Source organism: Candidatus Hadarchaeales archaeon (genome assembly GCA_038823825.1).
Lineage (GTDB): Archaea > Hadarchaeota > Hadarchaeia > Hadarchaeales > Hadarchaeaceae > JAVZGN01.
In genome coordinates this window covers 203361-229568 of record JAWBCC010000001.1, presented here as the reverse complement: position 1 = coordinate 229568, position 26208 = coordinate 203361, and the positions used below count along the sequence as shown (strand labels likewise).

The 26208-nt window shown below is 48.1% G+C and carries 23 protein-coding genes and 3 tRNA genes; 16 read left to right on the top strand and 10 right to left on the bottom strand.

Going from position 1 to position 26208, the window contains the following annotated elements:
- The 5 genes from rrp42 to psmA are packed head-to-tail and all read right to left on the bottom strand — an operon-like array spanning nt 1 to nt 3618.
- Complete coding sequence (gene rrp42 / locus QXF64_01115; protein MEM1689094.1) at nt 1–768, bottom strand: exosome complex protein Rrp42; 768 nt, start codon at nt 766–768, stop codon at nt 1–3.
- A gap of 3 nt (nt 769–771) precedes the next feature.
- On the bottom strand, nt 772–1488 hold the full coding sequence (gene rrp41, locus QXF64_01110; protein MEM1689093.1) for an exosome complex exonuclease Rrp41: 717 nt from the start codon (nt 1486–1488) through the stop codon (nt 772–774).
- Nucleotides 1475–2173 (bottom strand): exosome complex RNA-binding protein Rrp4, encoded by a 699-nt coding sequence (gene rrp4, locus QXF64_01105; GenBank protein MEM1689092.1) that lies wholly within the window; start codon nt 2171–2173, stop codon nt 1475–1477. Before rrp4 ends, rrp41 begins: the two co-directional genes overlap by 14 nt.
- Nucleotides 2170–2865, bottom strand: coding sequence for a ribosome assembly factor SBDS (locus QXF64_01100; protein MEM1689091.1), 696 nt, complete (start codon nt 2863–2865; stop codon nt 2170–2172). Before QXF64_01100 ends, rrp4 begins: the two co-directional genes overlap by 4 nt.
- Nucleotides 2866–2877: 12 nt before the next feature.
- Complete coding sequence (gene psmA / locus QXF64_01095; GenBank protein ID MEM1689090.1) at nt 2878–3618, bottom strand: archaeal proteasome endopeptidase complex subunit alpha; 741 nt, start codon at nt 3616–3618, stop codon at nt 2878–2880.
- Nucleotides 3619–3838: 220 nt separating this feature from the next.
- Here psmA and QXF64_01090 point away from each other — a divergent pair, with 220 nt between their 5' ends.
- Nucleotides 3839–6895, top strand: coding sequence for a DNA methyltransferase (locus QXF64_01090; GenBank protein ID MEM1689089.1), 3057 nt, complete (start codon nt 3839–3841; stop codon nt 6893–6895).
- Complete coding sequence (locus tag QXF64_01085; GenBank protein ID MEM1689088.1) at nt 6892–9900, top strand: helicase-related protein; 3009 nt, start codon at nt 6892–6894, stop codon at nt 9898–9900. Before QXF64_01090 ends, QXF64_01085 begins: the two co-directional genes overlap by 4 nt.
- A gap of 10 nt (nt 9901–9910) precedes the next feature.
- Here QXF64_01085 and QXF64_01080 read toward each other — a convergent pair.
- The 3 genes from QXF64_01080 to QXF64_01070 all read right to left on the bottom strand — a co-directional run bounded on the left by QXF64_01080 (nt 9911) and on the right by QXF64_01070 (nt 11936).
- A tRNA-Gly gene (locus tag QXF64_01080) sits at nt 9911–9987 on the bottom strand.
- 44 nt (nt 9988–10031) lie between these two features.
- The gene (gene tuf / locus QXF64_01075; GenBank protein ID MEM1689087.1) at nt 10032–11273 is read right to left on the bottom strand and encodes a translation elongation factor EF-1 subunit alpha; all 1242 of its coding nucleotides are present in this window, start codon (nt 11271–11273) and stop codon (nt 10032–10034) included.
- 6 nt (nt 11274–11279) lie between these two features.
- Nucleotides 11280–11936 carry a hypothetical protein gene (locus QXF64_01070; protein MEM1689086.1) on the bottom strand — a complete coding sequence of 219 codons (657 nt, stop codon included), beginning with the start codon at nt 11934–11936 and terminating at the stop codon, nt 11280–11282.
- Nucleotides 11937–12005: 69 nt separating this feature from the next.
- Here QXF64_01070 and QXF64_01065 point away from each other — a divergent pair, with 69 nt between their 5' ends.
- Complete coding sequence (locus QXF64_01065) at nt 12006–12770, top strand: 4-phosphopantoate--beta-alanine ligase (protein MEM1689085.1); 765 nt, start codon at nt 12006–12008, stop codon at nt 12768–12770.
- Nucleotides 12771–12813: 43 nt separating this feature from the next.
- Nucleotides 12814–12948: transfer RNA gene (locus QXF64_01060), tRNA-Asn, on the top strand.
- Between the two features lie 14 nt (nt 12949–12962).
- On the opposite strand, the gene QXF64_01055 is transcribed toward QXF64_01060, so the two are convergent.
- Nucleotides 12963–14324, bottom strand: coding sequence for a RuvB-like domain-containing protein (locus QXF64_01055; GenBank protein ID MEM1689084.1), 1362 nt, complete (start codon nt 14322–14324; stop codon nt 12963–12965).
- Between the two features lie 98 nt (nt 14325–14422).
- Between QXF64_01055 and ala the strand changes: the two genes are divergently transcribed.
- Nucleotides 14423–15415 carry an alanine dehydrogenase gene (gene ala / locus QXF64_01050; protein MEM1689083.1) on the top strand — a complete coding sequence of 331 codons (993 nt, stop codon included), beginning with the start codon at nt 14423–14425 and terminating at the stop codon, nt 15413–15415.
- On the opposite strand, the gene QXF64_01045 is transcribed toward ala, so the two are convergent.
- Nucleotides 15412–16380 carry a DHHA1 domain-containing protein gene (locus QXF64_01045; GenBank protein ID MEM1689082.1) on the bottom strand — a complete coding sequence of 323 codons (969 nt, stop codon included), beginning with the start codon at nt 16378–16380 and terminating at the stop codon, nt 15412–15414. The genes ala and QXF64_01045 overlap by 4 nt on opposite strands.
- A 79-nt stretch (nt 16381–16459) precedes the next feature.
- Between QXF64_01045 and QXF64_01040 the strand changes: the two genes are divergently transcribed.
- The 11 genes from QXF64_01040 to alaS all read left to right on the top strand — a co-directional run bounded on the left by QXF64_01040 (nt 16460) and on the right by alaS (nt 26175).
- Nucleotides 16460–16537 (top strand) — tRNA-Ile (locus tag QXF64_01040).
- Between the two features lie 6 nt (nt 16538–16543).
- Nucleotides 16544–16885: an Mth938-like domain-containing protein gene (locus QXF64_01035; protein ID MEM1689081.1), complete on the top strand. Its 342-nt coding sequence runs from the start codon at nt 16544–16546 to the stop codon at nt 16883–16885.
- Nucleotides 16886–16927: 42 nt separating this feature from the next.
- On the top strand, nt 16928–18268 hold the full coding sequence (locus tag QXF64_01030) for a cation:proton antiporter (protein ID MEM1689080.1): 1341 nt from the start codon (nt 16928–16930) through the stop codon (nt 18266–18268).
- Nucleotides 18269–18302: 34 nt separating this feature from the next.
- The gene (locus tag QXF64_01025; protein MEM1689079.1) at nt 18303–19088 is read left to right on the top strand and encodes a D-aminoacyl-tRNA deacylase; all 786 of its coding nucleotides are present in this window, start codon (nt 18303–18305) and stop codon (nt 19086–19088) included.
- 33 nt (nt 19089–19121) lie between these two features.
- Nucleotides 19122–20234, top strand: coding sequence for a cell division protein FtsZ (gene ftsZ / locus QXF64_01020; protein MEM1689078.1), 1113 nt, complete (start codon nt 19122–19124; stop codon nt 20232–20234).
- Nucleotides 20235–20404: 170 nt separating this feature from the next.
- On the top strand, nt 20405–20866 hold the full coding sequence (locus tag QXF64_01015; GenBank protein ID MEM1689077.1) for a transcription elongation factor Spt5: 462 nt from the start codon (nt 20405–20407) through the stop codon (nt 20864–20866).
- 59 nt (nt 20867–20925) lie between these two features.
- A complete protein-coding gene (locus tag QXF64_01010) occupies nt 20926–21405 on the top strand; it encodes a 50S ribosomal protein L11 (GenBank protein ID MEM1689076.1) in 480 nt (159 codons plus the stop codon).
- A complete protein-coding gene (locus QXF64_01005) occupies nt 21402–22055 on the top strand; it encodes a 50S ribosomal protein L1 (protein MEM1689075.1) in 654 nt (217 codons plus the stop codon). The genes QXF64_01010 and QXF64_01005 overlap by 4 nt, the downstream gene beginning before the upstream one ends.
- Nucleotides 22052–23068, top strand: coding sequence for a 50S ribosomal protein L10 (locus tag QXF64_01000; GenBank protein ID MEM1689074.1), 1017 nt, complete (start codon nt 22052–22054; stop codon nt 23066–23068). The genes QXF64_01005 and QXF64_01000 overlap by 4 nt, the downstream gene beginning before the upstream one ends.
- A 14-nt stretch (nt 23069–23082) precedes the next feature.
- A complete protein-coding gene (rpl12p, locus tag QXF64_00995) occupies nt 23083–23388 on the top strand; it encodes a 50S ribosomal protein P1 (protein ID MEM1689073.1) in 306 nt (101 codons plus the stop codon).
- Nucleotides 23389–23454: 66 nt separating this feature from the next.
- Complete coding sequence (alaS, locus tag QXF64_00990; GenBank protein ID MEM1689072.1) at nt 23455–26175, top strand: alanine--tRNA ligase; 2721 nt, start codon at nt 23455–23457, stop codon at nt 26173–26175.
- Nucleotides 26176–26208: the final 33 nt, after the last annotated feature.

The window sequence follows — 26208 nt, the reverse complement described above, 5'->3', positions numbered from 1 at the left end:
TTAACCTACTCCTAATAATCTTCTGAGCTCCGCGGACTTTTGCCTTGCAATCTGAAAGGCTCTCTCCACTTCCTCTCTGGTAAAGTATCCCTTTCCTCCCTTCTGCATAGCGCACAAGGCTCCATCCTCCGTGAAAGCCATCGTCAGTCTAGCATCCATCACCTGCTCTTCCTCAAGATTTGGATCCAGCAGAAGCTGATCGCCAATCTTCGCAAAAGTCACGGCTACAGGATACTTTCTCAGCGGAAAACCTTGAAGCTTCCAAGCCTCATCGGCCGGTGGCTTCGTATCAGTCAGAGCGGCTATGGCTGCGAGAGCCGAGGCATCAATAAGGTTTCCGTCGTGATCCAGAACATAAATATCTATAAAAACCGTCCAGACTTCCTCGCCCGGAACTATCGCCATCTTTTCAAGCTCCAAGCATTTAGACTCCCGGATACCGCGGTCGACGACCCTCGCAAGCTCTATCGCATCTTCGTCCGGCGGACCTGGCTCAAAAGTCGGTGAGGCCAAAGGAAGAAGCTCCGCGTTCACGACCAGAATTCCTTCTTCCGGCTGGTCGGGAAAAGGTTCTCCTTTCCCTATCTTCACTCCAACAAGCACCTGCGTGGCACCCATCTTCACAAGAGCCGATCCGTTAGCAGTTTGGATAATCCCTTTCTCCACGCTAACACTTCTGAACTGATCGAAAGCTCTCCCATCTATTCTCTTCCCTTGCTGCAGCAAACTCATTATGTAATCCTTCTTTATTCTGGAAACCACTTCCATTTCTCACACCTTCACCACATATTTCTCCTTCAAGGCACGTCTCTGAGCCTCAAATACCTGCTCGCACCCTTTGAAAGCAAAATCCAGAGCTTGCTTAAACTCTTCCTCCGTGAAATGTCCGTCCATCTGGAGAAGCGTGATCGCCTTTCTCCTGACTATCATCGCGACTGGCATGTCTGTCTCTCCAAATTGATCTTCCTCTTTGTTAAGATCCAAAACCACTGTTCCATCGACCTTTCCCACGGCAATCGCGGAGACAAGATCCTTCATTGGAATCCCGGCGTCGGCTAGGGCAACTGCCGCGGCGTTTATCCCGGCTGTTCTTGTCCCAGCATCGGCTTGAAGCACCTCGATAAACACGTCTATGACAGCTCTTGGGTATAATTCCAAGAAAAGAACCGGTTCAAGGGCTTCTCTTATGACCTTGGAAATCTCAATCGATCTTCTGTCTGGTCCTGGTTTCTTCCTCTCCTCAACAGAGAACGGTGCCATGGAATATCTACAGCGCAGGATGCACTGGTCGGGCTCTGCTTCATGCTTCGGATGCATCTCACGAGGTCCGTAAACCGCCGCAAGAACCTTGTTTTTTCCAAGCTCTACATAGGCTGATCCGTCAGCCCTCTGCAAGGGTCCAGCAATTATTTTCAGTGGTCTCATCTCGTCCGGTGCCCGACCATCTAGCCTTCTGCCATCAATTATCAGCTTTTCAGGTTTCTGCATCCTTTACATTCCTCCCTTCCAGCATTAAACGTATTCGGTCTGTCAGACCTGGTATGTGCGCTTCCCTCTCAATTCTCTTCAGAGCCTCAACTATTACAGCCGTGCGCTCAGGTGTTTTCGCCCATATAACTATTCTTCCATTCTGTCCGACCAAAAGTCGACATCCACCGATATCCTGAAGAACCTTGAGCATTGAACCCTTTTTTCCTCTCACGCGTGGGATTTTCATGGGAGAGATCTCTACCATTCTGCCTCCTCGCAACCTCCCGAGACCAGCTTTGCCGCCCTCAAGTAAAACGTACTTTCTTTCGTTAACTTCTTTGACCTGCAGAGCAACAACATCACCAAGTGTGAGATGTTTGTGTGGATTTTCCCGGACCGGATCCACCTTTCTTTCTAAGTAATCGGAAAACAGCAGATTTCCAGTATAGGGTGAGTTTATGTCCACAACCCACCCCCAAGCGTGAACGTCTATCACAACTCCTATGACCAGATCGCCTTCCTTGGGAATATATCTCCCTTCTAGCGGGATCACCTTAATCGTTTCATCGCTGATTTCCGCTAGACCAACCACTGCAGCAAATATCTCGTCACCTTCCTTGTAAACTCCTTCCTTGATCTTGTACTTTCCTTCCGCGATTTTCTGACCTGGAATCACAAGCTCCCTGTTCTGAACGAGAATCATTCTATCACCTTCGTTTCAACCTCTCCTTTCGTTAGCTCGTTCAACTTTTCGTAGACTTCGGCTTCCACAGCAGCCGGGATCTCCATTAAAACCACCCAAGAACCATCTTGAAGCCACTCCTCCTGCTTGATGGTGCCCATTTTTCTCACAACGTGGATAGCTTTTCCGACGTAGGCTGGCGGAATTTTAACTGCAATTTTCCTGATTTCAAATTTCAACGGTAGAATTGGAAGCAAGGCCTTGACTATCTTCGGAATCTGCTCTTCAGCACTCTTGAACTCGTCGATTTGAACCTTTGCCTCCTTCAGGGCAGCTTCTATCCTTGCCGGAGGATGAGGAGTTCCAGTCTGTGGATTTATCGCCCTTCTTGAAAGGATAGTCACGATTTGCTTCACCTTTTCCTCCCTCATCTTTCTGCGCTGCTCGGTCGTAAGCTGAATTTCACCGTTTTTCACGATTTGTTCGGCAACCCGGAAAACGTCGGACGTACCGAAAACCTTTAAAAGACTTTCTTCCGACGCCGACTCTCCCTTCCGGGCATCTTTGAAAACCTTGTCAATGGCGAGCATCGCTCTCATGTCTACCTGCTTGCCCTCTCGCAGACTAACAGCCAAGTTTGGGTCGACCAAAATTTCGAAGTTCATGCCGTGACTTGAAAATCTCGCTATCACGGCATCCTCTAACTTGACCATAGGAGACTCCTTCTACTCCTTCGGTCTGGCTTTTTCGTATGGCTTCGTATACTTTGAGATCTCTGTCTGCGTGAGCTTTCGGAACTTTGCGGTCTCCATTGGAATCACAGCCATTTCTAACTTGTCGGAAGTTAAGGGCGGCTCGACAACTTTCGATAGGGCCTCGACCGCAAGCTTTATCGCATCTTCTAAACCGAGGTTCGGGTCGTATTTTTCCTCGAAGAAGTTAACCACGGTTTGCGATTCCCTACCTATTGCCTGACATTTGTAAGCAGCTACAACTCCGCTTGGATCAGTCTCGTAGAGGCTGGGCGTTCCATTATCCACTCCTCCTATCAGAATTCTCACCCCGAACGGACGAACGCCACCGTGCTGAGTGTAAAGTTGCTGGATATCTCCGATCCTCTTGGCCAATGCGTAGACCGTTATCGGCTCGTCATATCGCAGTCTGTTTATCTGTGCCTCAAGTCTTGCTTGATCTATTAGGACTCGACCGTCAGCGATGAGGCCGGAGACTGCAGCCCCTATGTGCTCGTCTATCTGGAAAATTTTCTCTATCGAAGTCTCCTCAACGAGTTTGCTGCGGACCATCTTTTCAGCTGCGAGGACAACGCCATCCTTGACTTTCATCCCGAGAGCTGTGAGTCCCCGTTTTACCGCTTCTTGAGCGTACTGGACCTGATAAAGTTTGCCATCCGGGCTGAAGACGGTTATCGCCCGGTCATAACCCGCGCCTGGTGGTGCAAATACCATTTTCCATTCCTCTCCTTTCTTCGACTCAATAATCGTAAGAGAACGATGCTTTTAATCCTTTGCTTTTTAAAGCTTCATGCCATAATTTGTGCTTCCCCTGGGCGTGATGTGAATTTTAGTTTTTTCATAGTGTAAACACAAAGCATCAGCTGTTTTTTCTCAAAGCCAGAGGAACATCGAAGAAATTTTTTAAACTAAGGGAAATTAATAGTGAATATCAATGGAAGCAAGAGCTTTCGACGTGTCCTTTTGGATGGAGACTCTGCAAAAACTGGGTTATCCGCTTCGAGAAGAGAAGCTGGACACAGAAACACTGAAGGATGCTGGGGTTATTCCTGCCCACGTTAGTCCTGTAGACGTATTGAGGATTTACAAGGACGATTACGTGGAGGGGATCATCCTTCAATTCTCCAAACTTCCTCCGAGGAGTGTCCGCTCTCAAGTGGCGAGAAACTGGAAAAGCAAAAGACTCATCAGGCCCCTCCTCTTCTTCACGGACGGGAGAGATAGTTACGCTGTGATCGTTCCGGGAAAAGGCACTGGAGGGGAAGTAAAAATCCTTTGGCTTCACGAGAGACTTTATCGCACCGACATAGAGGTTCTGGAATCTCTCAGGTTTCCAGGAAAGGAGAAACTGAAAGATGCCTATGATACGAGCTTCTTTCCGTATGAAAAAGTCAGGGATGAGTTCTTCGAGGGATACCGTGAACTCTACGAGAAAACGGTTTCGGTCCTCAAAGCGAGTATGGGGGAAAGAGCATCCTCCTATGCTCAGAGGTTCTTGGGCAGACTCATGTTCCTGTACTTCCTTCAAAGGAAGGGATGGTTGAAAGGAGACAGGAAATACGTCGATAGGATAAAAAATGTACGGGACTTCAACCGCCTGTGTTACGAGGAACTCGCCAAAGGAGAAGGTGGAATGCCTTTGCTCAATGGATCGCTTTTCGAGCGAGAAGAATACTTCACACCGGAACTCGAGGATAAGACGGAAAAGAAGCTTGAGCCCATCTTTTTGGAGGCTAGGGAGTTTTTCAACAGATACAATTTCACCGTGGATGAGTCTTCCCCTATGGAGATGGAGGTATGCATAGATCCCCTCCTGCTGGGAACCGTGCTTGAGAACCTCCTTTCGGAAAAGGAAAGAAAAGAGAAAGGAACCTTCTACACCCCTCCCAACGAGATAGGGTTCATGTGCAGGAAAGCCATTGCGGCCTGTCTGGGGCTCAAAGATAAAGTGGTGGAAAGAAATGGGAGACTGGAGCTGGTGGATGGACTTGAGGAATTCTTAGATGAACTTAGGAGAGAAAAATCGGAAAAGAAAGTCAGGGAGTTCAGAGAAAAGCTCCTCTCCCTGCGGGTAATGGATCCCGCGGTAGGGTCCGGTGGTTTTTTGGTAATTATGATGCAGACCCTGATCCAGCTCATCCACGAAGCCGAGGCTACTGTGGGATGGAGAGGGGACCCAGAGGAATACAAGAAAAGGATTCTCCCTAACCTCTGCGGCTTCGACATAGAGCCTGAGGCAGTGGAAATAGCAAAGCTGAGGCTCTGGCTTTCCTTGGTCATAGACCAGAGGGAACCTGAGCCTCTTCCAAACCTAGACTTGAACCTCATGGAAATCGAAGATTCCCTATATCCTCCTTCCCAGAGTCCAAAGCTGGACGAGTTTATGGAGACAAAGCTTTCGGAATTAATAAATGAATTTAGGAGACTCAACGCGGAGTATCTCAGAGAGCACACAGAGGAAAGGAAAAAACTGCTCAGAAAGAAAATGAGCGAACTGAAGAGGAAAATCAGTGAGAAGATGGGGGTACGCGAGGGTCTTACCATCGAAAGCCTCTATCCTTCCAAGGTGGATATCGTGGTAATGAACCCGCCCTATGTCAGGCAGGAGCAGATACCGGAGGGAAAGAAGAATTTGTATGTTGGGATTTACGGTTTGGACAGGACCTCGGATCTCTATGCCTACTTTATGTTAAGAGCCATTCAATTGGTCAGAAAGGGCGGGGTGGTGGCCGTCATCTCTTCTGATAAGTGGTTGGAGTCGGGCTACGGAAGAACTTTACAACGAGAGCTCCTGCCACACCTCAGGGCGGTATACGGGCAAAGGAAGAGGAGCTTTCAGGCTGACATAAACACCGTTATAACCATCCTCCAGCGGGAAACGGGGGAGGAAAGTGTCGATTTCATCTACTTGGACTCCTATACGGGTAACACTATTAGAAACTATAGGTCCTTTAGGAGGTCAGAACTGAAACCAGGAAAGTGGTACTATTTACGCTCCCCCCGCATTTTCGAGGAAGTTTTCTTACCGAGGTTGACTCACAAACTGAAGGAATTCGTTGAAATAAAATTTGGGATTAAAACGGGAGCAAATGAGTTCTTCTACATGAAGGATGTGAGCCACCTCTATGAAGCCGACAGGCTCGCGAATCCCCAGAAATTCAGGGATATCCCAGCAAAGAACCGGAAGGAGTTGGAGGAAAAGGGGCTGATATACATAGAAAATGAGGCCGGAGAGAGATTCGTAATAGACCGTAAAGACACGAAGCCCCTCGTGAGGAGCCCAAAGGAGATAAGGAGCTTCTTGATTCCTTCCGTCAAAACGCTGTGTCTCTACACCTCGGACCCCGGACCCTTCACCAAGAAGTACATCAAATGGGGGGAATCGCAGGGATTCCATAAACGTCCCACCTGCAAGGCGAGGGAAAGATGGTGGGAGCTTCCCGAGTTCGAGCCCACCCACATCCTCCTTCCCATGTCTTGGAGGGACCTCATCTACATACCCTTCAGCAAGAATCCCGTGATGTGTGACCATAGGTTGTATGCTTTGTATTGTAACAGGGGAATTGATCCCTTGACCGTTTGGATTTACATGAATTCCACCCTCTTCTACCTCACCGTGGAGCTACACTGCAGGAGGCTTGGAGGTGGAGGTGCAGCCACAGACATAATGGTGGAGGACTACGAGGAGTTAACTGTCCCAGACCTGAGTGACATGAAGATAAAGTTCGACCCACACAAGCTGATGGAAAGAAAACCGTTGAAGTATGCGGAGGAAATCAAGCAAACTGACAGGAAAGAACTCGATAAGGCGGTAATCGAGAGCCTTTTAAGTATGCCAGTCTCTAAGCCACCCTCTTGGTTCACCGTCCAAACAGTTTTCGGCACACGTCCCAAGCTGGAGCTGGATTCCCTTCTCAACGAGCTTCACCAGGCCTTCCTCGAAGTGGTGGAAGATAGGCTAATAAAAGCAGGGAAGGTGTTGGCCACTTGACTGCTAGAATCGTGGATAATAGAAGGGAAGTTCTGGCGGAAGTCCTGAAAAGGGAGCTGGCGAAGGCTAACGAAATTATGATTGCCACGGCTTACTTCAACATCCGGGGCTGGGGTGCCATCAAAGAAACCTTGGTTGGAAAACCTCTCAAACTCTTGCTGGGAAAGGAGCCCACGGAGAGCATGAGGTGGGAAGACGAGATCTTAAAGGAGCTAGAGGAGAACGAGGACAACCCTGAATATTTCAAGCTTCTCCAGGAAGCCATATCCCATTTTGAGTCCCCAGAAGTAGAAGTGAGAATTTTGGAGATGCCCTTCTTTCACGGAAAGGCTTACCTAGGCATTTCCAGCCAACAAGAAGCCAACGGAGTGGCCGTGGTCGGATCTAGCAACTTCACCTATGCCGGTCTGGTCAAGAACCGTGAGCTCAACATGGTAGACACGGATCCGATGGCAGTTCAACAGCTCTTCGACTGGTTCCAAGAAGTCTGGGAGATGGCAAAGGATTTCAAGGAGGAGTTCCTCTCCATGCTCAAGAACTATACCGTCACCTGGACCCCCTTGGAGGTGCTTGCCAAAGCTCTCTACGAGAGCTATAAGGAAGGACTCGAGCAGATAGAAGAAAAGGAGAAAACTTTTGAGAAACTTTATCCTCATCAACGCCTTTCGGTGCTGGAGTCCCGCTTGAAGCTTCAAAAATGGGGAGGCGTTTTAGTCGCGGACTCTACGGGGTTGGGCAAAACTAGGGTAGGTCTGGTGTTGGCCCACGATGCCATGCCTGACCGCACTCTTCTCATAGCCCCCAAGAGTGTGCTGGAGACCACTTGGAAGGAGGAGATGAGGAAGATGAACATCCAGCTGGAAAGCATCAACTCCGAGAGGCTGTCCAGCGACCCTGAGGGAACAGTTGAAAAATTCTCGGACCCGGAGAATCCCCTTGGTCTAATCATAGTGGATGAGGCGCATCAATTCAGGCATCCGTCTACCAACCGCTATCGGGCTTTGGCGGAGTTAATCAACAAGAATCGAGCCGATGTGGTTCTGCTTACTGCTACTCCCGTCAACACGAGCTTGATGGACCTTTACTCCCTCCTAAGTCTTTATTTGCCCGATACAGCCTTGGAAGGAGGATCCCTGAGAGGATACTTTACCGCCAGACAAAAGGAGTGGCTAGAAGGAAAACCTGTGGACATGGACGAGGTTCTCCGAAGGTTCGTGGTGAGAATCTCAAGAGATTTCGCCAAAGAACTTTCAAAGGAGGTAAAGTTCCCAGAAAGGAAGCTCCTCAGCATCCACTACTCTTTGCCCTTCGACCCCGAGAAGGTAATGGAGATTCTAGAATCCATGGATTTCAAGTGCTACGATTTTTCCGTCGAGAAGCTGAGCGGAGAACTGAGACTTCCTGACGGAAGCATCATCTCGAAAGCTGTGGCCTCCGAGAAGCTGGAAAAACTCAAGGAGCTGGTGAAGACGGTAGTAAGAATAAACCTACTGAAGAGGCTCGAGAGCAGCTTGGAGGCCTTCCGAAAGTCCTTGGAGAAGATGGAGAATTATTTGGAGAACGCGGTCAAGTACGCGAAGGAGAAGGGAATCTTCCTTCCCCCGCGAGTAAGGGGAGAAGTACTTTCGCTGGTTGGAGAAGAAGAAGGAGGAGAGCTTCCGGAACCTGAGGAAGTCTTCAAACTCCCGGAGCTTGTGGAGAAATGTAGGCTCACCCCTGCGGAAATCGAAGAGTTCCAGCAAGGGTATGAGAAAGATAAAGAAAAAATCCAAGAACTCCTCAAGCTGCTTCCAGAGAGAGATACCAAGCTCGAGGAGGTTAAAGCTTGGGTAGAAGAAACCTCACGTAACCTGACCGGAAATAACGGCATCATCATTTTCACGCAATACGCCGACACCGCTCGGTATTTATACGAGAGATTCAAACACCTCTCCCCCTTCCTAGTAACAGGAGAAGGAGCCATAGGGCCTCAAGGAAAAAGGATGGGGGAGGCTGAAGGAGTCGAAGAATTCAAGAAAAGAGGAGGACTGATGATCAGCACCGATGTTCTCAGCACCGGCCAAAACCTACAAAACGCCCAATACGTGATCAACTACGATTTCCCTTGGAACCCAGTGGTTCTCATCCAAAGGGCAGGAAGGGTGGACAGGATAGGTTCTCCTTATCCTGTTGTGTATTTAACCAACCTATTCCCGGAAGAAGACACTCTACAGCGCTTCCTCCGTCTGACGGAAAGGTTGTATCTGAGGTTAGAAGCCATCCGGAGTACCGTAGGGCTTGATGCTTCGGTTTTGGGAGAGCAACCAATCCCCAAGGACTTTACGCTGATTAGGGCCCTCTCCAAAGAAGACCATGAAGCACTCAGGTTCCTCGAAACCCAGATGGAGCAGTTCACCAACGATCCTGCTGACGTTCTAGCGGAAATCCTAAGGGAAAAAGGAAAAGAGTGGCTGGAGAAACTGCCTTGCGGCATAGGTTCCTTCATGAGGGGGGAGAGGGAAGCCCTTTTCGTAGCATTTACCGACGGAAAGGAGATTTACTGGAGGTTAAGGTATTTCGATAAACCTCAAACCGAAACTTCACCCATTAAGGTCATAGAGATTTTGAGAAGACCTGGAAACGGAAAGGGAGAGAGAATAGATTATGAAAAGTTAGTGGAACGTTTAAAACTGGTCAAACTGGAACTCATCAAGGAATTGGAAAGGAAAAAAGTTCGTCAACGAACTCAAGGTCCTCTAGGCGGTCGGAGGGTTAGAGAAATCTTTGAGAAGCTCAGCGCCTTAGGTGATGAGGGAGAAGAACTGGCCGCAGGTTTTAGGGAAGTTTGCGATAGGACAACGGTGGTGAACCAGCTCTACAGAGCCATGAAGGAGGAAAGGTTACTGGAGGAAGCAAAGAAGGTGATACCTCCTCTCTTAAAGGAAAAGAGAACTTTAACACCAGAAGAGGAGGAAATCAAACTTAAGAGGATTTGCTGGTGTTGGATTTCACCCAACAAAAAGTGAATTTAACTTCTGGTGCGGCAGGCGGGATTTGAACCCGCGTCACGAGCGTGGCAGGCTCGTGTCCTAACCAAGCTAGACTACTGCCGCCCGGAAATTATCTAACCACACAAACTCATAAAATTTTCTCCAGTTCATTTCGCACGCACGAGATCAATACATATCCCAGCGGCTAATGTCTGACCCCCATGTCTTATAGCGAACCTGCTCATGTGCGGAATGTCGGAAGCCCTCTCGATAACGATTGGCTTGAGTAGCTGGACCTGAATTATTCCTGCCTCCCCTTTGCGCAGAGCTCTGGGAGTCTCCTCCAAAACCGAACCACTCCTCGGGTCTATCTTCTGCAAAATCTGAACAACCCGCCCGGGCGCGTGCGCAGCATGACAGTGAAAAGTGGGTGTGAAACCGGGAGCGATCTCGGGCGGAGAAAAAAGAACAACAACCTTTCCAGTAAACGCGGAAGCCACAGTCGGTGGGTTATCAGGATGTCCCGCCACATCTCCTCTTTTAATCTGCTCCTTCGAAACCCCTCTCACATTGAAACCTATGTTATCCCCAGGGAGCGCCCGCTGCACAGGTTGGTGATGAATTTCTATCGATCTAACCTCACCCTTCACACCTGGTGGCTCAAAAACAACCATATCACCAACTTTGAGCACACCTGTCTCAACCCTCCCAATCGGAACTGTCCCGACACCCGTGATGGAATAGACATCTTGGATCGGAATCCTGAGGGGTTTGTCGACCGGCTTCGGCGGTTCCTTAAGAGCCTCAAGAGCCTCCACAAAGGTTGGGCCTTTATACCAAGGCATGCGTGGGCTATGCTTGGTTATTCCTTCCCCGTGAAAAGCGGATATCGGTATGTAGGGAAACTCCTCCGCCCGCTTATATCCGATGCTGGAAAGGAGAGTCTGCAAGTCCCTCTTCAGCTTCTCATAAACGTTCTGATCGAAATTCACCAAATCCATCTTGTTTATGGCGATGATGAGTTGATCAACCCCGAGAGTGAAAGCCAGCACGGCATGCTCCTTCGTCTGCGGCATAATACCATCATCGGCAGCGACCACAAGAACCGCAGCATCAGCCTGACTTGCCCCTGTGATCATGTTTTTTATGAAGTCTCTGTGCCCAGGAGCATCGATTATCGTTATTATATTTTTCGACGTTTCAAACTTCTGATAAGCCACGTCTATCGTCACGCCGCGTTCTCTCTCTTCTTTTTCTCTATCCATTATCCAAGCAAACTTGAAGCTGCCAGCCTCTTCCTGAAGTTCCTTCTCAGAAATCACGCCGGTTTCGACAAGCATTCTACCTATAAGAGTAGATTTTCCGTGATCTACGTGACCTATGAAAACTAGGTTTATGTGAGGCTTCATCGAGGACTACCCTGTCCCAAATGCAACCTTGGCAAACTCCTGATAATTTTTGGCTGCTATCTCAAGATCTCTCGCGAGTCTATCGGCTGCTCTCGCAAGCGGGTCCACATAAGGACGAAGAATTTCCGGTTTAGTCTGTGCATATCCCGAGAGTTTCTCAGCGATTTTCTTCATCCGGCTGGACAGATCGGTTAAATATCCGGTGATTTCGGGTTCTAGCACCATTTTCCTCTCAATTCTTTGAAGCATGACGCGCAGAAAACTCCGAACGGTATCCAGCTCCGTCATCACGTCCCCGCTCGGTAGATCGGCGAAGTCTCTCCTCCAAACGATCAATCTCATCCTCTGAAAGAGAAGCTCAACATTTTTAGCAACGGGACGGAGATCGGAGAGAAAAACGCTCGGGACTGCCATGGATTTTGGATCAAGTCTCTTTAGCGAGGCAAGCGGTTCTCCTGCATCCATCCACCACGAAAAATCCTCCAGCGGTATCTCCTTGAACCTCTTTTTAGGATAGGCGGAGATGTAAAGATAAACGGATGCTGCAGCAACTAGCAACGTCGCAAGAGCAATCCCCATCGTAAGCGGAGTACCAGAATAAGCCGATGCTCCGACCGCGATTATTGCGACAATCAGAGCAAAGACCGGCCAGATTATTTCCATCCTCTCACTTCATTATCACCAACAAGACTTAAAAAATGCTTTTTTGGAGTTTGGAGAAGAGGAAAAATCGTGGAGAGTTGGGTTTCAGAAGAACATCCTCGGGCTTGGTCTTTAAAAATAAGGGAGAGATTAGCCGAGGGTTTCAGAAGAGGGATCGTCGTCCCGGAAGGGTTGATCGCTCACGGACGCGGAGAAGCTTTCGATTATCTTCTCGGTGAAAAAACCTGTCCCTTCGCTAGGAAAGCCATAAGAGCTGCTGCCGCGATGCTTCTTCTAGCTCGTTCACCCGTGATTTCTGTAAACGGAAATGTTGCAGCGCTTGTGCCAAACGAGATTGTAAAATTGGCAAAAGAGACAGGTGCAAGGATCGAAATCAATCTCTTCCACAGAACCGACGAAAGAGTCAAAGCTATTGCAGACTGGTTGAAGGCCCATGAAGCTAAAGAAATTTTTGGAACCGACAAAAGATACTTCACAAAAATTGACGAAATCCATAGTGAGAGAAGGGTGGTAGATAGAAGAGGAATCTACTCGGCGGACGTCGTTTTCGTTCCACTTGAAGACGGAGACAGAACGGAAGCTCTGAGAAGAATGGGCAAATGCGTAATAGCGGTCGACTTGAATCCTCTCTCGAGAACAGCAGTAGCTGCAAACATAACGATAGTAGACAACATCGTACGAGCCGCTCCGCTTTTAATTTTGGAAGTCAAAAAACTTAGACACATGAGCTCGAGAAGGCTCGAAAAAATTGTGAGGGAATTCGACAACAAAGAAAACCTGAAAGAAGCGTACATGCACATAAAGAAAAGATTGATGAAAATCAGCAGGCAATAAGTGTCCTTTTTATTAGATGATCCCGGATTGATTAGTATATGGAGCCGGGGTAGCTCAGTAGGTAGAGCGCACGGCTGTTAATCGGACGCGAATGAAGAACGAACCTCCATTCGAAAAACGGACGCGTGGCCGTGCGGAAACCGTGAGGTCGGAGGTTCGAGTCCTCCCCCCGGCGCCAAAACTTAAATTGACCTACTTTAGCATACGTTCTTCATGCTCACGCAAATATTGAACCGACCTGCTTACGTCTACAAAAAGTTCCCTTACATGCTCCACGTGTTTCTTCTCAACGATCTTCGCGCCTTCGGCTATGGCGACTTCGGATGCGGGAGCAAGAAGCTGGATCGCATATCTGAGAGAATTTGCCTCACCGATTTGTGCCAGATATTCCAGCGCCTCCTGCGAGAGATTTATTTTTTCGGTTTTAGCTCTTATCTTCAATATTTCCAAAATCTCCTCCCTCGTATACGGTTGTGTGGTTATTATCAGAAGCCTGTCCAGAAGATCCAGTGGCATGCCATGTGGAGCTTTAAAGTCTGTTCCTCTGACTACGGTAAGTCCCCTGTTTGTGGCAAAGATGATAATCGGAGCAAGCTCCTGTTCCATTGCCCTACCGAGAAATGCAAAGGTTTCTATGTCCAGCATAGAACATTCGTCAATAAAGACAACTCCCGGGAGTATTTCGGCCTTTCCCTCCTCCACCCATTCTTTAACAGTTTCATCTACTGTTGCACGCGTTTCGGCCGAAATCTCCTTTCTACCCTCGCCACCAAAAAGAAGTCCAAAGAAGCTGATGCTGCTTCTGGAGTGCGCAAGATCTAGATCATGAAGGGTTACCGTGTAGACGAACTCCTTATTCTTCAATACGGGACCGCTCGGAACATCAACAACCTGAACACTGGAGAGATCAATTTTCTCTTTTTCCGCGGCTTCTCTCGATTTTCCTAACTTGACGACCCTACCACCATCGACATCTATCTGAATCACGTCGCCTGTTTCCACCCCTTCTCGTATAAGAGAAATCGCAAAAGCTTGATCCATCGAAAGTTTTTGAGAATGATCAAGCGTGGCAAGCTTTATCGTCCCACCGACCGGAATTTTGACATAAGGATTGTAGGGATGTGGCTCCTGTCGAATGGAAAGCTCCTCAACCTTCCCCTCGTAAACTCTTCTCATCTCCCGTATCCTAACACCTATAGCCCTCCGCAGAGCTTGCGTGAGGAACTCCGTTTTCTTTATTTCAGCGGAGTAGATTTCCGAAGCCGTGAGAAGGACCACCGGAACATCGCGTCCCAACTCTTTTGCGATGGCTATCGCCAGAGCTGTTTTACCAGTTCCGGGGGGTCCGGCTAAGAGAACGGCGCGTCCGGCAAATTTTCCCTTCCGAACTAAATGAACTACCAAGCCTGCCGCCTCTCTTGCTTTGATCTGACCGACCATCCCTGCAGCCACTGGTTTTGCTTTTAGACCTTCCAGACCGAGGCCGGTTATGTGGGTGTGAGCAGCAACCCGTTCCCATTCTTTAAGAGAAACCGGAACTGCTCCCTCCTCCATGCACAAGCGCCCCCAAATTTTTTTAAATTTTCTTTTAAGTTTTACTGTTAAAGAAGATTTTTGAACCATGAGAGAAATCAAAATAGAGTCGTGGAAACATGCCAAAAGTACTGATCTTGACGAAAAGTGAAGTCGAGAGCCTTCTCTCGATGAAAGAAACAATAGAAGCTGTTGAAGAAGCTTTCCGAGAAAAGGGAATGGGCAAAGTCCAAATGCCTCCGAAGTCCTACGTTTTCTTCAAAGAATTCAACGGAGATTTTCGGGTGATGCCAGCCTATCTCGAAAGCATAGGAGCTGCCGGTGTCAAAATTGTTAATGCTCATCCGGACAATCCGAGAAAATACGGACTTCCAACCGTAATGGCCATCATAGTTCTCATCGACCCGAAAACCGGGACTCCGCTAGCGGTTATGGATGGCACAACTATAACCAACATGCGGACTGGGGCGGCCGGAGCTGTTGCGGTCAAATATCTCGCTAGAAAGGATTCTAGAATCATAGCAATGGTTGGGGCCGGCGTTCAGGCCAGAACCCAACTTCTAGCCATCTCCGAAATCATGAAAATCGAAGAAGTACGGGTGAACGATGTTAGGAGGGAGAAAGCCGAAGAATACTGCAGAGAAATGGAAAAGAAGATAGATGCCGACTTCATTGTTTTTGATGATACGGAAAGAGCCGTGAGAAACGCGGACATCGTGATAACAACTACGCCTTCGAGGAAACCGATTGTGATGAACGAGTGGATAACCGAAGGCGTCCATATAAACGCTATAGGAGCGGATGCACCAGGGAAGCAGGAGCTGGATCCGGCAATATTAAGGAGGGCCAAGGTGGTGGTTGACGACATTGAGCAAGCATCACACAGTGGAGAGATTAATGTACCTATCTCTCAAGGTTTATTCAAAAAATCCCAGATTTACGCAGAACTTGGTGAGATCGTGACGGGTAGAAAATCCGGCAGGGAATCCAAGGACGAAATAACTGTTTTCGACTCCACAGGGCTCGCTGTTCAAGATATAGCAACAGACTGGTTGGTTTACCGGAAGGCTCTTGAGCGCGGCATCGGGAGGGAAATGGAAATTTTCGATTAAATTCTCAGGATAGGAGTCAGTTCTTTCTGGAGTGCATCCAAGAATTCATCGAAGAGGTTAACTGGTACACTTGCGCCTGCAGCCGTGCTGTGACCTCCACCTGAACCTCCAAGTCTTGAGACTATCCTGCGTAGAATCTCGTTCAGATCAACCATCGAGTCGCGTTTCCTCCTCAAGCTCATATCTATTTCTTCGCCGCTTCTCCTAGCGCAAACACCTACCTCGGCGCCCGTAATCCCCACAGCAAAAATCGCGGCTTTTCCCAAACTTCCCCGCGGCAGATCACGGACTATCGCGAGAGGACCCCTTTTCTCAACATTCGCCTTAACGTACTTGTAAAGCTCCCACTCTGATTCAGTAGCCTGAATAGCGCGTCTGATCACCTCCGGCATCCTAGATGGAAACTCAAGCCTAGAGAGGGATTCGACGACCATCCTTTTGAATTCGTAATCACCACCTGCCTCACCTATCGCCTGGCTGAGGAGACCTGCCTCCATGTAAATCGTCCGGCGATCATATCTTCCAAGAGTCTCCTGAACAAAGGAAGTTTGCTCACAATAATCTGCTATCGAACCCCAGAGGGCTATACGCTCATGTTCCTGACTGAAACCGTGTTTGAAAAGCCTGAACGTCAGCTCTGAGGCGCTTGGACCCAGCTCATGGGCGAGAGTCGTTGCCGGTATGTCTTTCTTGAGCGTGCGGTAGGGGAGAGGGTGGTGATCCACGTAGATTACTTCGCCAGATTTGGAAAGCTCACCAATCGTTGCGAGTATTTCTTCTTTTTGCGTTTCGTTTATCGCTATGTCTAAAATCACAACTGTGTAATTCGGTCTGATTTCTTGAAGATCCCGCAAAAGGTTAACCGGTCTCGTAAATTTTATTTCAGCGTCAGGAAAGAGGGACTTGACAAGAGCCGCAGAACATACACCGTCAGCATCTCCGTGGCAGAGAATCTTTACTCTCAAGCTTATCAAAATACTGGAAGTTGTGAGTTTTTAATGATGCCGAAACAATCAAATAAATCGACTGAAAGAAGATGAATAGGGGCCCGTAGCTCAGCCAGGTTAGAGCGTCCGGCTCATAACCGGGTGGTCGAGGGTTCGAATCCCTCCGGGCCCACCACTCGCGATGAAGATCGAAAGCTACGAATTCGGACGAATCATCATAGATGGTAAAACTTACACGTCTGATGTTCTCGTCTTCCCAGACAGGGTCAGAGATAAGTGGTGGAGGAAAGAAGGCCACCGTCTTGACGTGGATGATCTCGAGGAAATTTTGAAATTCCAACCTGCTGTTCTGATCGTGGGCACCGGTTACTCTGGTTGCATGGAGATTCCGGACTCCACAAAACGTTACTTGGAGATGAAAGGAATAAGATTAATAGAAGCGAAAACTGGAGAGGCTGTGAAACTTTACAATAGTTTGAGTGAAAAAGAAAAGGTTGCTGCTGCGCTCCATCTCACCTGCTAATCCCGAGATCGAATTTTAATAATTTAAGCGAGACTAGTTTAGATGTACAAGAAATCAAAAGATCGATTTGGAAGATCTATATTTTTTCCGCTAATTCTAACGGTGCTCGTTCTAACGGCTTCTATAGTCTGCGCATCTCAGCAATCCCGACAAACGATGCGCCGGGAGATAAAACCTTTTGAAGTCTTACTGCTTGTCGGTGTCATACTCGTTTTCTCTTTCCTGGGAGACAAGATATTTGAAGTCTCGGGCTTTCCAGATGTCGTTCCGCTCATAATCCTCGGAATCTTGCTCGGACCGATCACCGGGCTGATCAACACGGAAATCCTCAGCCCATGGATTCAATACTTCGCCACTCTTGTGCTCGTTCTGATTCTTTTTGACAGCGGAATGAAGCTTGACATGAAGCAAGTTTTCGTCGAAGGGCCCCGTGCGATAGCGCTAGCGATTGTCGGATACGTTTTCAGCTCCATCACAGTTGCTACTTTCGCGGCGATCTTCCTGTGGTGGGGAAAACCCTTCATTTATTCAATCATTCTCGGAGCAATACTGGGCGGAACTAGTAGCGTCATCGTAATTGCCATCGTATCACGCATGAAGGTGAGCAAAGCCTGTTCAACGATAGTTACAATTGAATCAGTGATAACCGATATCATCAGCGTAGTTCTCGTTCTGGCGGCTCTCAAGGCAGTCACAGGGGCTGTAGGATTTACAGAGATTGCCAAAGATATCGGATCTAGATTTTTGATCGGTATGGCTGTCGGGCTCTTTGCCGGGTTGCTCTGCCTTTCTTCTCTTTACGGGTTGCGTGGAACTCCAAATATCGACGTCCTCCTTTTTGCCCTCGTCCTGATTGTCTACGCTTTCTCCGAGTGGATTGGAGGCAGCGGTGCTCTCTCCTCCCTTTTCTTCGGACTCATCTTGGGTAACGAGAGAGGGGTCTACCGAGCATTCAGAGTGAAAAGAGGAGAATTTGTCGATGCGGGCTTCAGAAGATTCGAGACAGAGGTGACCTTTATTCTCAGAACGTTCTTCTTCCTTTATCTAGGATTGATGTTCTCCATCCGGGACTTGAAAATCCTCTTGGCTGGCGGATGTCTCTCAATCCTCCTTTACCTAGTGAGGAGCGTAGCCGTAAGAATGACAACGATCCGTTCACCACTCGCAGAGGAAAGGGATGTAATTTCTATTCTTTTCGCGAGAGGACTGGCGGCGGCCATATTGGCGACGTTGCTAACAACCTTCGCCGATCAAAATCCGACTCTCGCCGAACTCTCGAATATCTATCTTGGAGTCGTCACATCGGTGATCTTTTTCACTTCGATCGGTTCCGCAATCGGTGCTTTTATCGTGAAACGTCGAACAAAAAATCGTAGAATTTAACAGAAACAAGGGATAAAACAAGAATGGTAAAACGATGAAGGATTCCTCTATCCCAAAGAAAGTCATTCTCGCTTCGAAAAGCGACCCAGCCGCGCAGAACATCAAAAGACACCTTCTCAGACTCGGAAACTTCATCGAGATCGAAAAAGGTGTGTACACATCACAAAAGGCTCTCCTCATCGAAACGAGCCCTCAGTCCGTGTCGCTTCCTTCCGGAACTGATGAAGTCATCGTAGCATCCAGACATGCAAGCCAGTCGGGCAGGCCTTCGCTCACCGTGCACGTCCCAGGACTCCCGGAAAAATCGCTACTACCACCAGCATCTCCGTCAACCGTTCGTGCCGCTCTTCTTGAACTTAGAAATCAGGTGGCGCGTTTAAATTTACCTCACCAAGTTTCGCTAGAAGCCACACACCATGAACCAGGAGACTTCGCCGTTCCAATAACTTTCGTCGAGATCGGGAGCGAAGAAAAGGAGTGGGTTAACGAAAACGCTGGAGAAGCAGTAGCCCGAGCGATCCTCTCCGCATTGGACCCTCATCCATGTAAATTTGCGATCGGTGTCGGTGGTCCGCACTATTCTCCGCTTTATACGAGAATATCTTTCGAGTCGAACATTGGATTCGGACATATCCTTTCTAAACATGCCCCAGCAAATGTCGAACTCATAAGACTGGCTCTAGAAAAGAGTTCTAGTCGAATGATCGTGCTCGATTGGAAAGGTGCGACAAGAGAACAGAGAGAGATATGTCTGGAAATTTCCGAAAATTTTGGAATAGAAGTCGTAAAAGCCGGTTCCCTCCTCGTTAAAAAACTTTAAATTGACACTTGTCTAGTTCAAAAGGCGGATGATATGAGCAAAAGTGTTACTCCTAATCCCGAAGGAATTTGGAAACCCGGAATTTCCCCTGTGCCTACGAGAGGTCCGGCACCCCCTAAGGGCGTGACACAAGAGGAGCTCGAGGAAATACTCAGAGAGGCGAGGGCAAAGATTTTCGTGGTTGGTTGCGGAGGCGCTGGATGCAACACTATTTCGAGAATAGCGAAGGTTGGGATAGAGGGCGCCGAAACGATTGCTATCAACACCGATGCACAGGATTTGCTCTACACGGTCGCGGACAGAAAGATTTTAATCGGCAGGGAAACTACGCGGGGACTCGGGGCGGGCAACGATCCGGACAAGGGGGAAGCTGCAGCCAGAGAAGAAGAAGACGTAATCAAGGATCACCTCTATGGGGCAGACCTAGTCTTTGTCACATGTGGTCTGGGCGGAGGAACGGGGACAGGATCTATCCCAGTCGTTGCGGAGATTGCTAAAAATCTAGGAGCTCTAACAGTCGGTGTCGTCACACTTCCGTTCACGGTGGAAGGCACGAGGAGAATGAAAAATGCGAGGCGAGGACTTGAGAAGCTCAAGCAGGTGGCAGACAGCATCATCATAATCCCGAATGATAAGCTTCTGCAGCTTGCGCCGAATATCTCCCTCATCTCAGCGTTTGAGCTCGCCGACAAGATCCTCATGAACAGCATCAAAGGGATAACAGAATTAATAACAAAGCCTGGTCTCGTGAATTTAGATTTCGCCGATGTCAGAGCCGTGATGAAAGACAGCGGGATAGCGGCAATAGGTATAGGAGAATCAGATACAGCAAACAGGGCGGAGGATGCCGCAAATGAAGCTCTTAACAGCCCACTCTTGGACGTCGATGTGACCGGTGCAAAGGGAGCACTCGTAAACGTTTCCGGAGGACCCGATCTCAGCGTAGCGGAAGCGGAAAGAGTTGTCTCTAAGGTTTCGGAAGTTGTTGATCCGGAAGGCCAAGTGATATGGGGAGCGCAGATAGATGAAAACTTGAAAAAAACGCTCAAGGTTATGGTGGTTCTCACGGGAGTGCATTCGCCCTATGCTGCTGAACCGAAACTAACTAGAAAAATAGAAATCGATCTTGGACTAAAGGAGATATAGGGATGGGAGAGTTCATCCAAAATTGCAAACGACTGTTGCAAATAGCCAGAAAACCGGATTCAGAAGAATTCAGTAGAATAACAAAGATAAGCGGACTAGGTTTTTTGCTGATAGGAGCTATGGGATTTATAATTATGTATGTCGCCTCTATTATTTCGGGGGCTTGAGGAATGGAAGTTCCGAGAGTCAGGATCTATGCGGTGAAGACAACGATTGGCCAAGAAAGAGCTACGGCGGATATGATTTACGCCAGAGCAAGGAGTAAAGGCATCAAGGAGTTTATCTCTGTTGTTGTTCCACACGGACTTAGGGGCTATGTCTTTGTCGAGGTGGAGGGTGACCACACCGTCGTGGAGAAACTCCGTTCTGGAATAAAGCATGCAAAGAGTGTGGTGAGGAAGGAGGTTGCATTAAGAGAAATCGAACCCTTCATCTCACCGGGTCCGCCACCCATCAAAGTGAGCGCCGGGGACCTTGTAGAATTAACTACTGGACCGTTAAAAGGAAATAGGGCGAAAGTCATCAGAGTAGACGAAGCAAAAGAAGAGGTTACGATCGAACTCATCGAGGCAACCTTTCCGATTCCAGTCACGGTCAAAGTAGATATGATTAAAGTCATAGAGAAGAAATAAATCCTCTGGGCATCTTTTTAAACAGTGGGTGCTATTTTTGAAAAGGTTAGGAGATAACCATGTCCCCAGAAATAAAGTTGCTGATTGAAGGAGGCAAGGCAACTCCGGGCCCCCCAATTGGCCCAGCCCTTGGTCCCTTCGGGCTGAATGTGGCAAAGATTGTGGCGGAAATCAACCAAAAAACCCAAGAGTTCGAAGGGATGAAAGTCCCGGTTACGTTGATCATTGATCCTAAAACGAAGAGTTATGAGATAAAAGTTGGACTTCCGCCAGTTTCTGCTCTGATCAAGAAAGAGCTGGGCTTGGAGAAAGGAGCGAGTGCACCACAAAAAGAGATTTTTGGGAACCTCACAATGGAGCAGGCTATCAAAATTGCAAAGATGAAGCGTGGAAGTAGTTTGGCGAAGACCCTCAAGGCTGCTGTGAAAGAGGTTCTTGGAACCTGCGTGAGCATGGGTGTAACAGTCGAGGGGAAGGATCCGCGTATTGTCCAGAAAGAAATCGATGAAGGAAAGTATGATGAGGTGCTTAAAGAATGACAATCAATAGAAAGGAGATTCTCGAAGCCATAGCAAAGGCGAAGCAGAATAAGGGAGAAAGAAAGTTCAAACAAAGTTTTGATATTTCCATAGCGGTCGAAGGTCTAAATCCGAAAAAACCCGAAAGCAGAATAACAGCAGATGTAACTCTGCCTCATGTTCCTGGAAAACCACAGAAAATCCTCTTCTTCGCCGATGGAGAACTAGCTAGAAGAGCCAGGGAAGCTGGTGCGGACAGGGTTGTCGGAAAAGAAGAAATTCAAAGACTAGAGGGTAAGAAGAAGGAAATAAAGAAACTTGTTGAGGAATATGACATGACGGTTGCTCAGGCCGACCTCATGGTTCTTGTAGGCAAGATCCTCGGACCGGTTCTTGGACCGAGAGGGAAGATGCCGAGACCTATCCCTTCCACGGCCGACCCCGCGCCGCTGATAGAGAGACTTCGAAAGACGATCAGAGTAATGAATAAAGGTCAATTATGCTTCCATACAAAAGTCGGCGATGAGAGCATGGATGATGAGAAGATAGCTGATAACGTGATGGCGGTGATAGAGGAAATAGAGAAGAAAGTTTCAGACGCCGGAGGAAGGCTGAAGGCGATTTATCTTAAAACAACGATGGGCAAACCCGTTAAGGTGGTGGTAAAGTGATTTCCGCTTCAAAAAGAATTCCGCAGTGGAAGAAAGACCTTGTGGAAGATCTGGCGCGCCTTATGATAAGTCATAGAGTAATAGGGATCGCTGATATCTCGAACCTTCCCTCTGAGCTTTTCCAACAAATAAGGCAGATTTTCCGGGGTAAGGCTAAACTGATAGTCGCGAAAAATACGCTCGTCAAGCTCGCTCTGGACAGGGCATCGGAAGTCAAACCAGAAATAAGAAAATTGCGCGATCACGTCAGGGGACAGACTTGTTTGATTTTGAGCGATCAAAATCCTTTTGAGATAAACGCTATCTTACGCAGAAACATTCGGAAAGCCCCAGCCAAACCTGGAAGCATTGCCGCAACCGATATAATAATCCCGGCTGGGGAAACCGATCTACCACCAGGACCAGTCGTGGGGGAGCTACAGAGAGTCGGGATAAAGGCGAGAATTCAGGCTGGAAGAGTTGTCATCACAGAGGACTGCAAGCTTCTGAAAGCTGGAGATGTTATCACAAAAGAAATTTCGGATGCCTTGGCGAAGTTTGGAATATTGCCCGTAGAGCTCGGATTAAAAATTAGAGTAGCTTTTGAGGACGGATTGATCTACACGCCCGAAATTCTAGAAATTGATGAAGAAAAAGTATCAAAAATGGTCAAGGATGCCGTTGCGGCTGGCGTATGTCTTTCACTGAACTCCGGATATCCGACCGCAACAACCATAGGAATAATGATCGCTGAAGCGCATGCGAAAGCGATTGGGCTTGCTGTAGCGTGCAGATTCCCGGCAGACGAAGTTCTTCCAAAACTGCTTTACATTGCACATGCGGAGATGCTTGCTGTTGCGAGGCGAGTAGGAGAAACCGAACCAGCAGCTATTGACGAGGATTTGAGAAAGCTGATCGGTTCAGTTGAACAGATGAAACCCGTCGAGGAAAAACCTAAAAAGGAAGAAGTTGAAGAAAAACCTAAAGAGGAGAAAGAGGAAGAACTATCGGGACTGAGCGCACTGTTCGGGTGATGGAGGTGAGCGGAATGGAATATATACATGCTGCGCTGGTGCTGCATGCGGCTGGCAAGCAGGTAGACGAGCAGGGAGTGATCAACATACTGAAAGCTGCCGGGGTTGAGGTTGACGAGGCGCGGGTTAGAGCGCTCGTTTCCGCGCTCAAAAACGTAAACATAGATGAGGCCATAAAGAGCGCGACCATTCCGGCTGTTCCTGCGGCTCCGGCCGCACCAGCCGCGCCTTCAAAGGCTGAGGAGAAGAAAGTAGAAGAAAAGAAAGAGGAGAAAAAAGAGGAAGAAGCTCTAGCAGGACTTGGGGCGCTCTTTGGATGAAAAATTCCATGACGCCCGAAAAATCAAGCGTTTTAATTCCCACGATTAGTTAGTATGGGCTAAAGTATGCAGGAAATTTACAATGTCAGGCTTTTCAGAGAAGAGGGCTTCGTGAGAAAAAAGTGCAGCGGATGTGGAAGGTTCTTCTGGACGCTTGATCCGGCCAGAGAGACCTGCGGAGATACGCCTTGCGTGGAGTACTCGTTTATCGGAGATCCACCGACAAAAAGGCGCTACACGTTGCACGAGATGGAGGAGGTTTTTCTTAAATTCTTCGAGAAGCGCGGGCATTCAGTTGTAAAAAGGTATCCCGTTGTCGCTAGATGGAGGGACGACATCTTTTTAACTATCGCTTCAATAGCCGGGTTCCAGCCTTGGGTGACGAGCGGACTTGTACCACCACCAGCGAATCCTCTCGTGATAAGCCAGCCGAGCATAAGATTAAAGGATATAGACAATGTAGGCAGATCTGGAAGACATTTCACGCTCTTTTTTATGGGTGGACATCACGCATTCAACTATCCCAAGAAAGAGATTTACTGGAACCATGAAACTGTAGAATTCTGCCACGAATTCCTAACGAGGAGTCTGCGAATCAAACCGGAGGAAATCACATATATAGAGAGTTTCTGGGAGGGTGGTGGAAACGCCGGAGAAGACTTTGAGGTTAACGTCAGAGGCTTAGAGGTTGCCACACTTGTTTTCATGAGGTATGCTGGAGAAGCTGGAAATTATAGAAAGCTACCGATAAAGGTTGTGGATACAGGTTACGGAATGGAAAGGCTTGTTTGGATTTCTCAGGGGACTCCAACTGGGTATGACGCCATTTTTGGCGAGTTGGTGGAAAGGATAAGACAAATGGCTGGCGTCAAGATGCCTCCTGAACACATTTTGCGAGAGAATTCGAAGATGGCCGGAATCATCGACATAGAGAGCGGAAGAGATCTGCGCACGCTCAGAGCAAAGGTTGCAGAACGAATCGGGATCGATGAGGGGGAGTTGCAGAGAATACTTGAGCCAATTGAATCTATTTACGCTGTCGCTGATCATCTCAGATGCCTGTGTTTCATGTTCGCCGATGGAATAACTCCGAGCAATGTTAGGGAGGGATATTTGGCCAGACTCGTTCTCAGAAGGACGATAAGAATGGTTAGGGGATTGGGAATCACTGCCCCCCTCTCGGAGCTCGTGGACATCATGATATCAGAGTTGGCACCATGGTTCCCGGAAATTTGGGAAAAAAGAAATTACATCTTGCAGGTTGTGGAGGTTGAGGAAAAGAAGTATATGGAATCTCTGGAGAAAGGTGTGAAACTACTCGAAAGAATGCTCGTGGAGATGAAAGAGAGGGTTTTGACCGAAGAACAGTTGATAATGCTTTACGATAGTCATGGATTGCCGCCGGAGAATGTCAAGGAGATCGCCGAGAAAGCTGGTGTAAAGGTCGAGGTACCTGAGGATTTCTATATAAAGGTTGCTAAGGCTCATTCTAAGGCTAGACATGTTCCTACAAGCGTTTCTCCAGTCGATAAATCTGAGCTAAAAGGACTGAAGCCGACAAAGCTTATTTTCTACGATCATCCAAAGATTTCCGAGTTTCGAGCTAGGGTGAGGAAGGTCATTGGAGAATACGTTGTGCTCGACAGAACCGCTTTTTATCCCGAAGGAGGCGGACAACCGTCGGATATGGGAGAGTTGATTGGAAAGAAAACCGAGGCGAGGGTGAAAGAAGTCGTAAAAGTCGGAGAAATTGTGCTACACAGAGTTGAACCCCCCAATTTCAGAGCCGGAGAAGCAGTCATTGGTAGGATCAATTGGCAGAGGAGAAAATCTCTGATGATCCATCACACAGCGACGCACATATTGCTCGGGGCCCTGAAGAGAGTGCTTGGAGAGCACGTCTGGCAACAGGGGGCGCAGAAGGGTACGGACAGATCTAGGCTTGACATCTCACATTTCAGGCGGATCACGCCGGAGGAGATTGAGAAAATCGAAAAACTCTGCAATGATGTGATTTTTGAAAACAGAAGAGTTATCGCCAGCTGGATGAATAGAAATGATGCCGAGAGCAAATATGGATTCGAGCTTTATCAAGGAGGTGTGGTTCCCGGGAAAAAACTTAGGGTCGTGGAAATCGAGGGATGGAACGTTCAAGCATGCGCCGGAACACACTGTGAGAGCACAGGAGAAGTTGGTCTTCTAAAGATACTTGGAGTTGAACGTATTCAGGATGGGATCGAGAGATTGGAGTTCGCTGCTGGAGAAGCCGCTCTCAAGATAATCAGAGAAAGGGAAAACGAAATCTCAAAAATCTCGGAGTTGCTAGGCGCACACAAGGAAAATGTTTCTGAAGCTGTGGAAAAACTCTTTGGAGAGGTTAAGGAACTGAGGAAGAAAATTCAGAGAATGGAGGAAAAGATTGGGAATATGCTTGCCGATTGGCTTAAGTCAAGATGTGTTAGAATCGGAGAGTTGAGCGTTTTCAAAGCGAGAGTTGATGACGTGGGGGTCGGGGAACTGATTAAGACCTGCGAAAAAATCGTAAAGGAGAATGAGAACGCGGTAGTCGTGCTCGGGAGTGCGGCGGAGGGTTCCGCCAAAATTGTCATGATGGCTGGAAGAGGAGCTGTTGAGAAAGGCGTTGATTGTGGAAAAATTATGAGCAAAATCTCGGCGGTGATCGGCGGTGGGGGCGGAAGAAAAGATTTCGCCCAAGGAGGTGGAACTAAGATTGAAAAACTGGATGAGGCTCTCGAAATGGCAGTTTCAGAGATCTCCGCCATCTAGAACGAATTAAAAAGCTGGATGATGGAGGTTTTT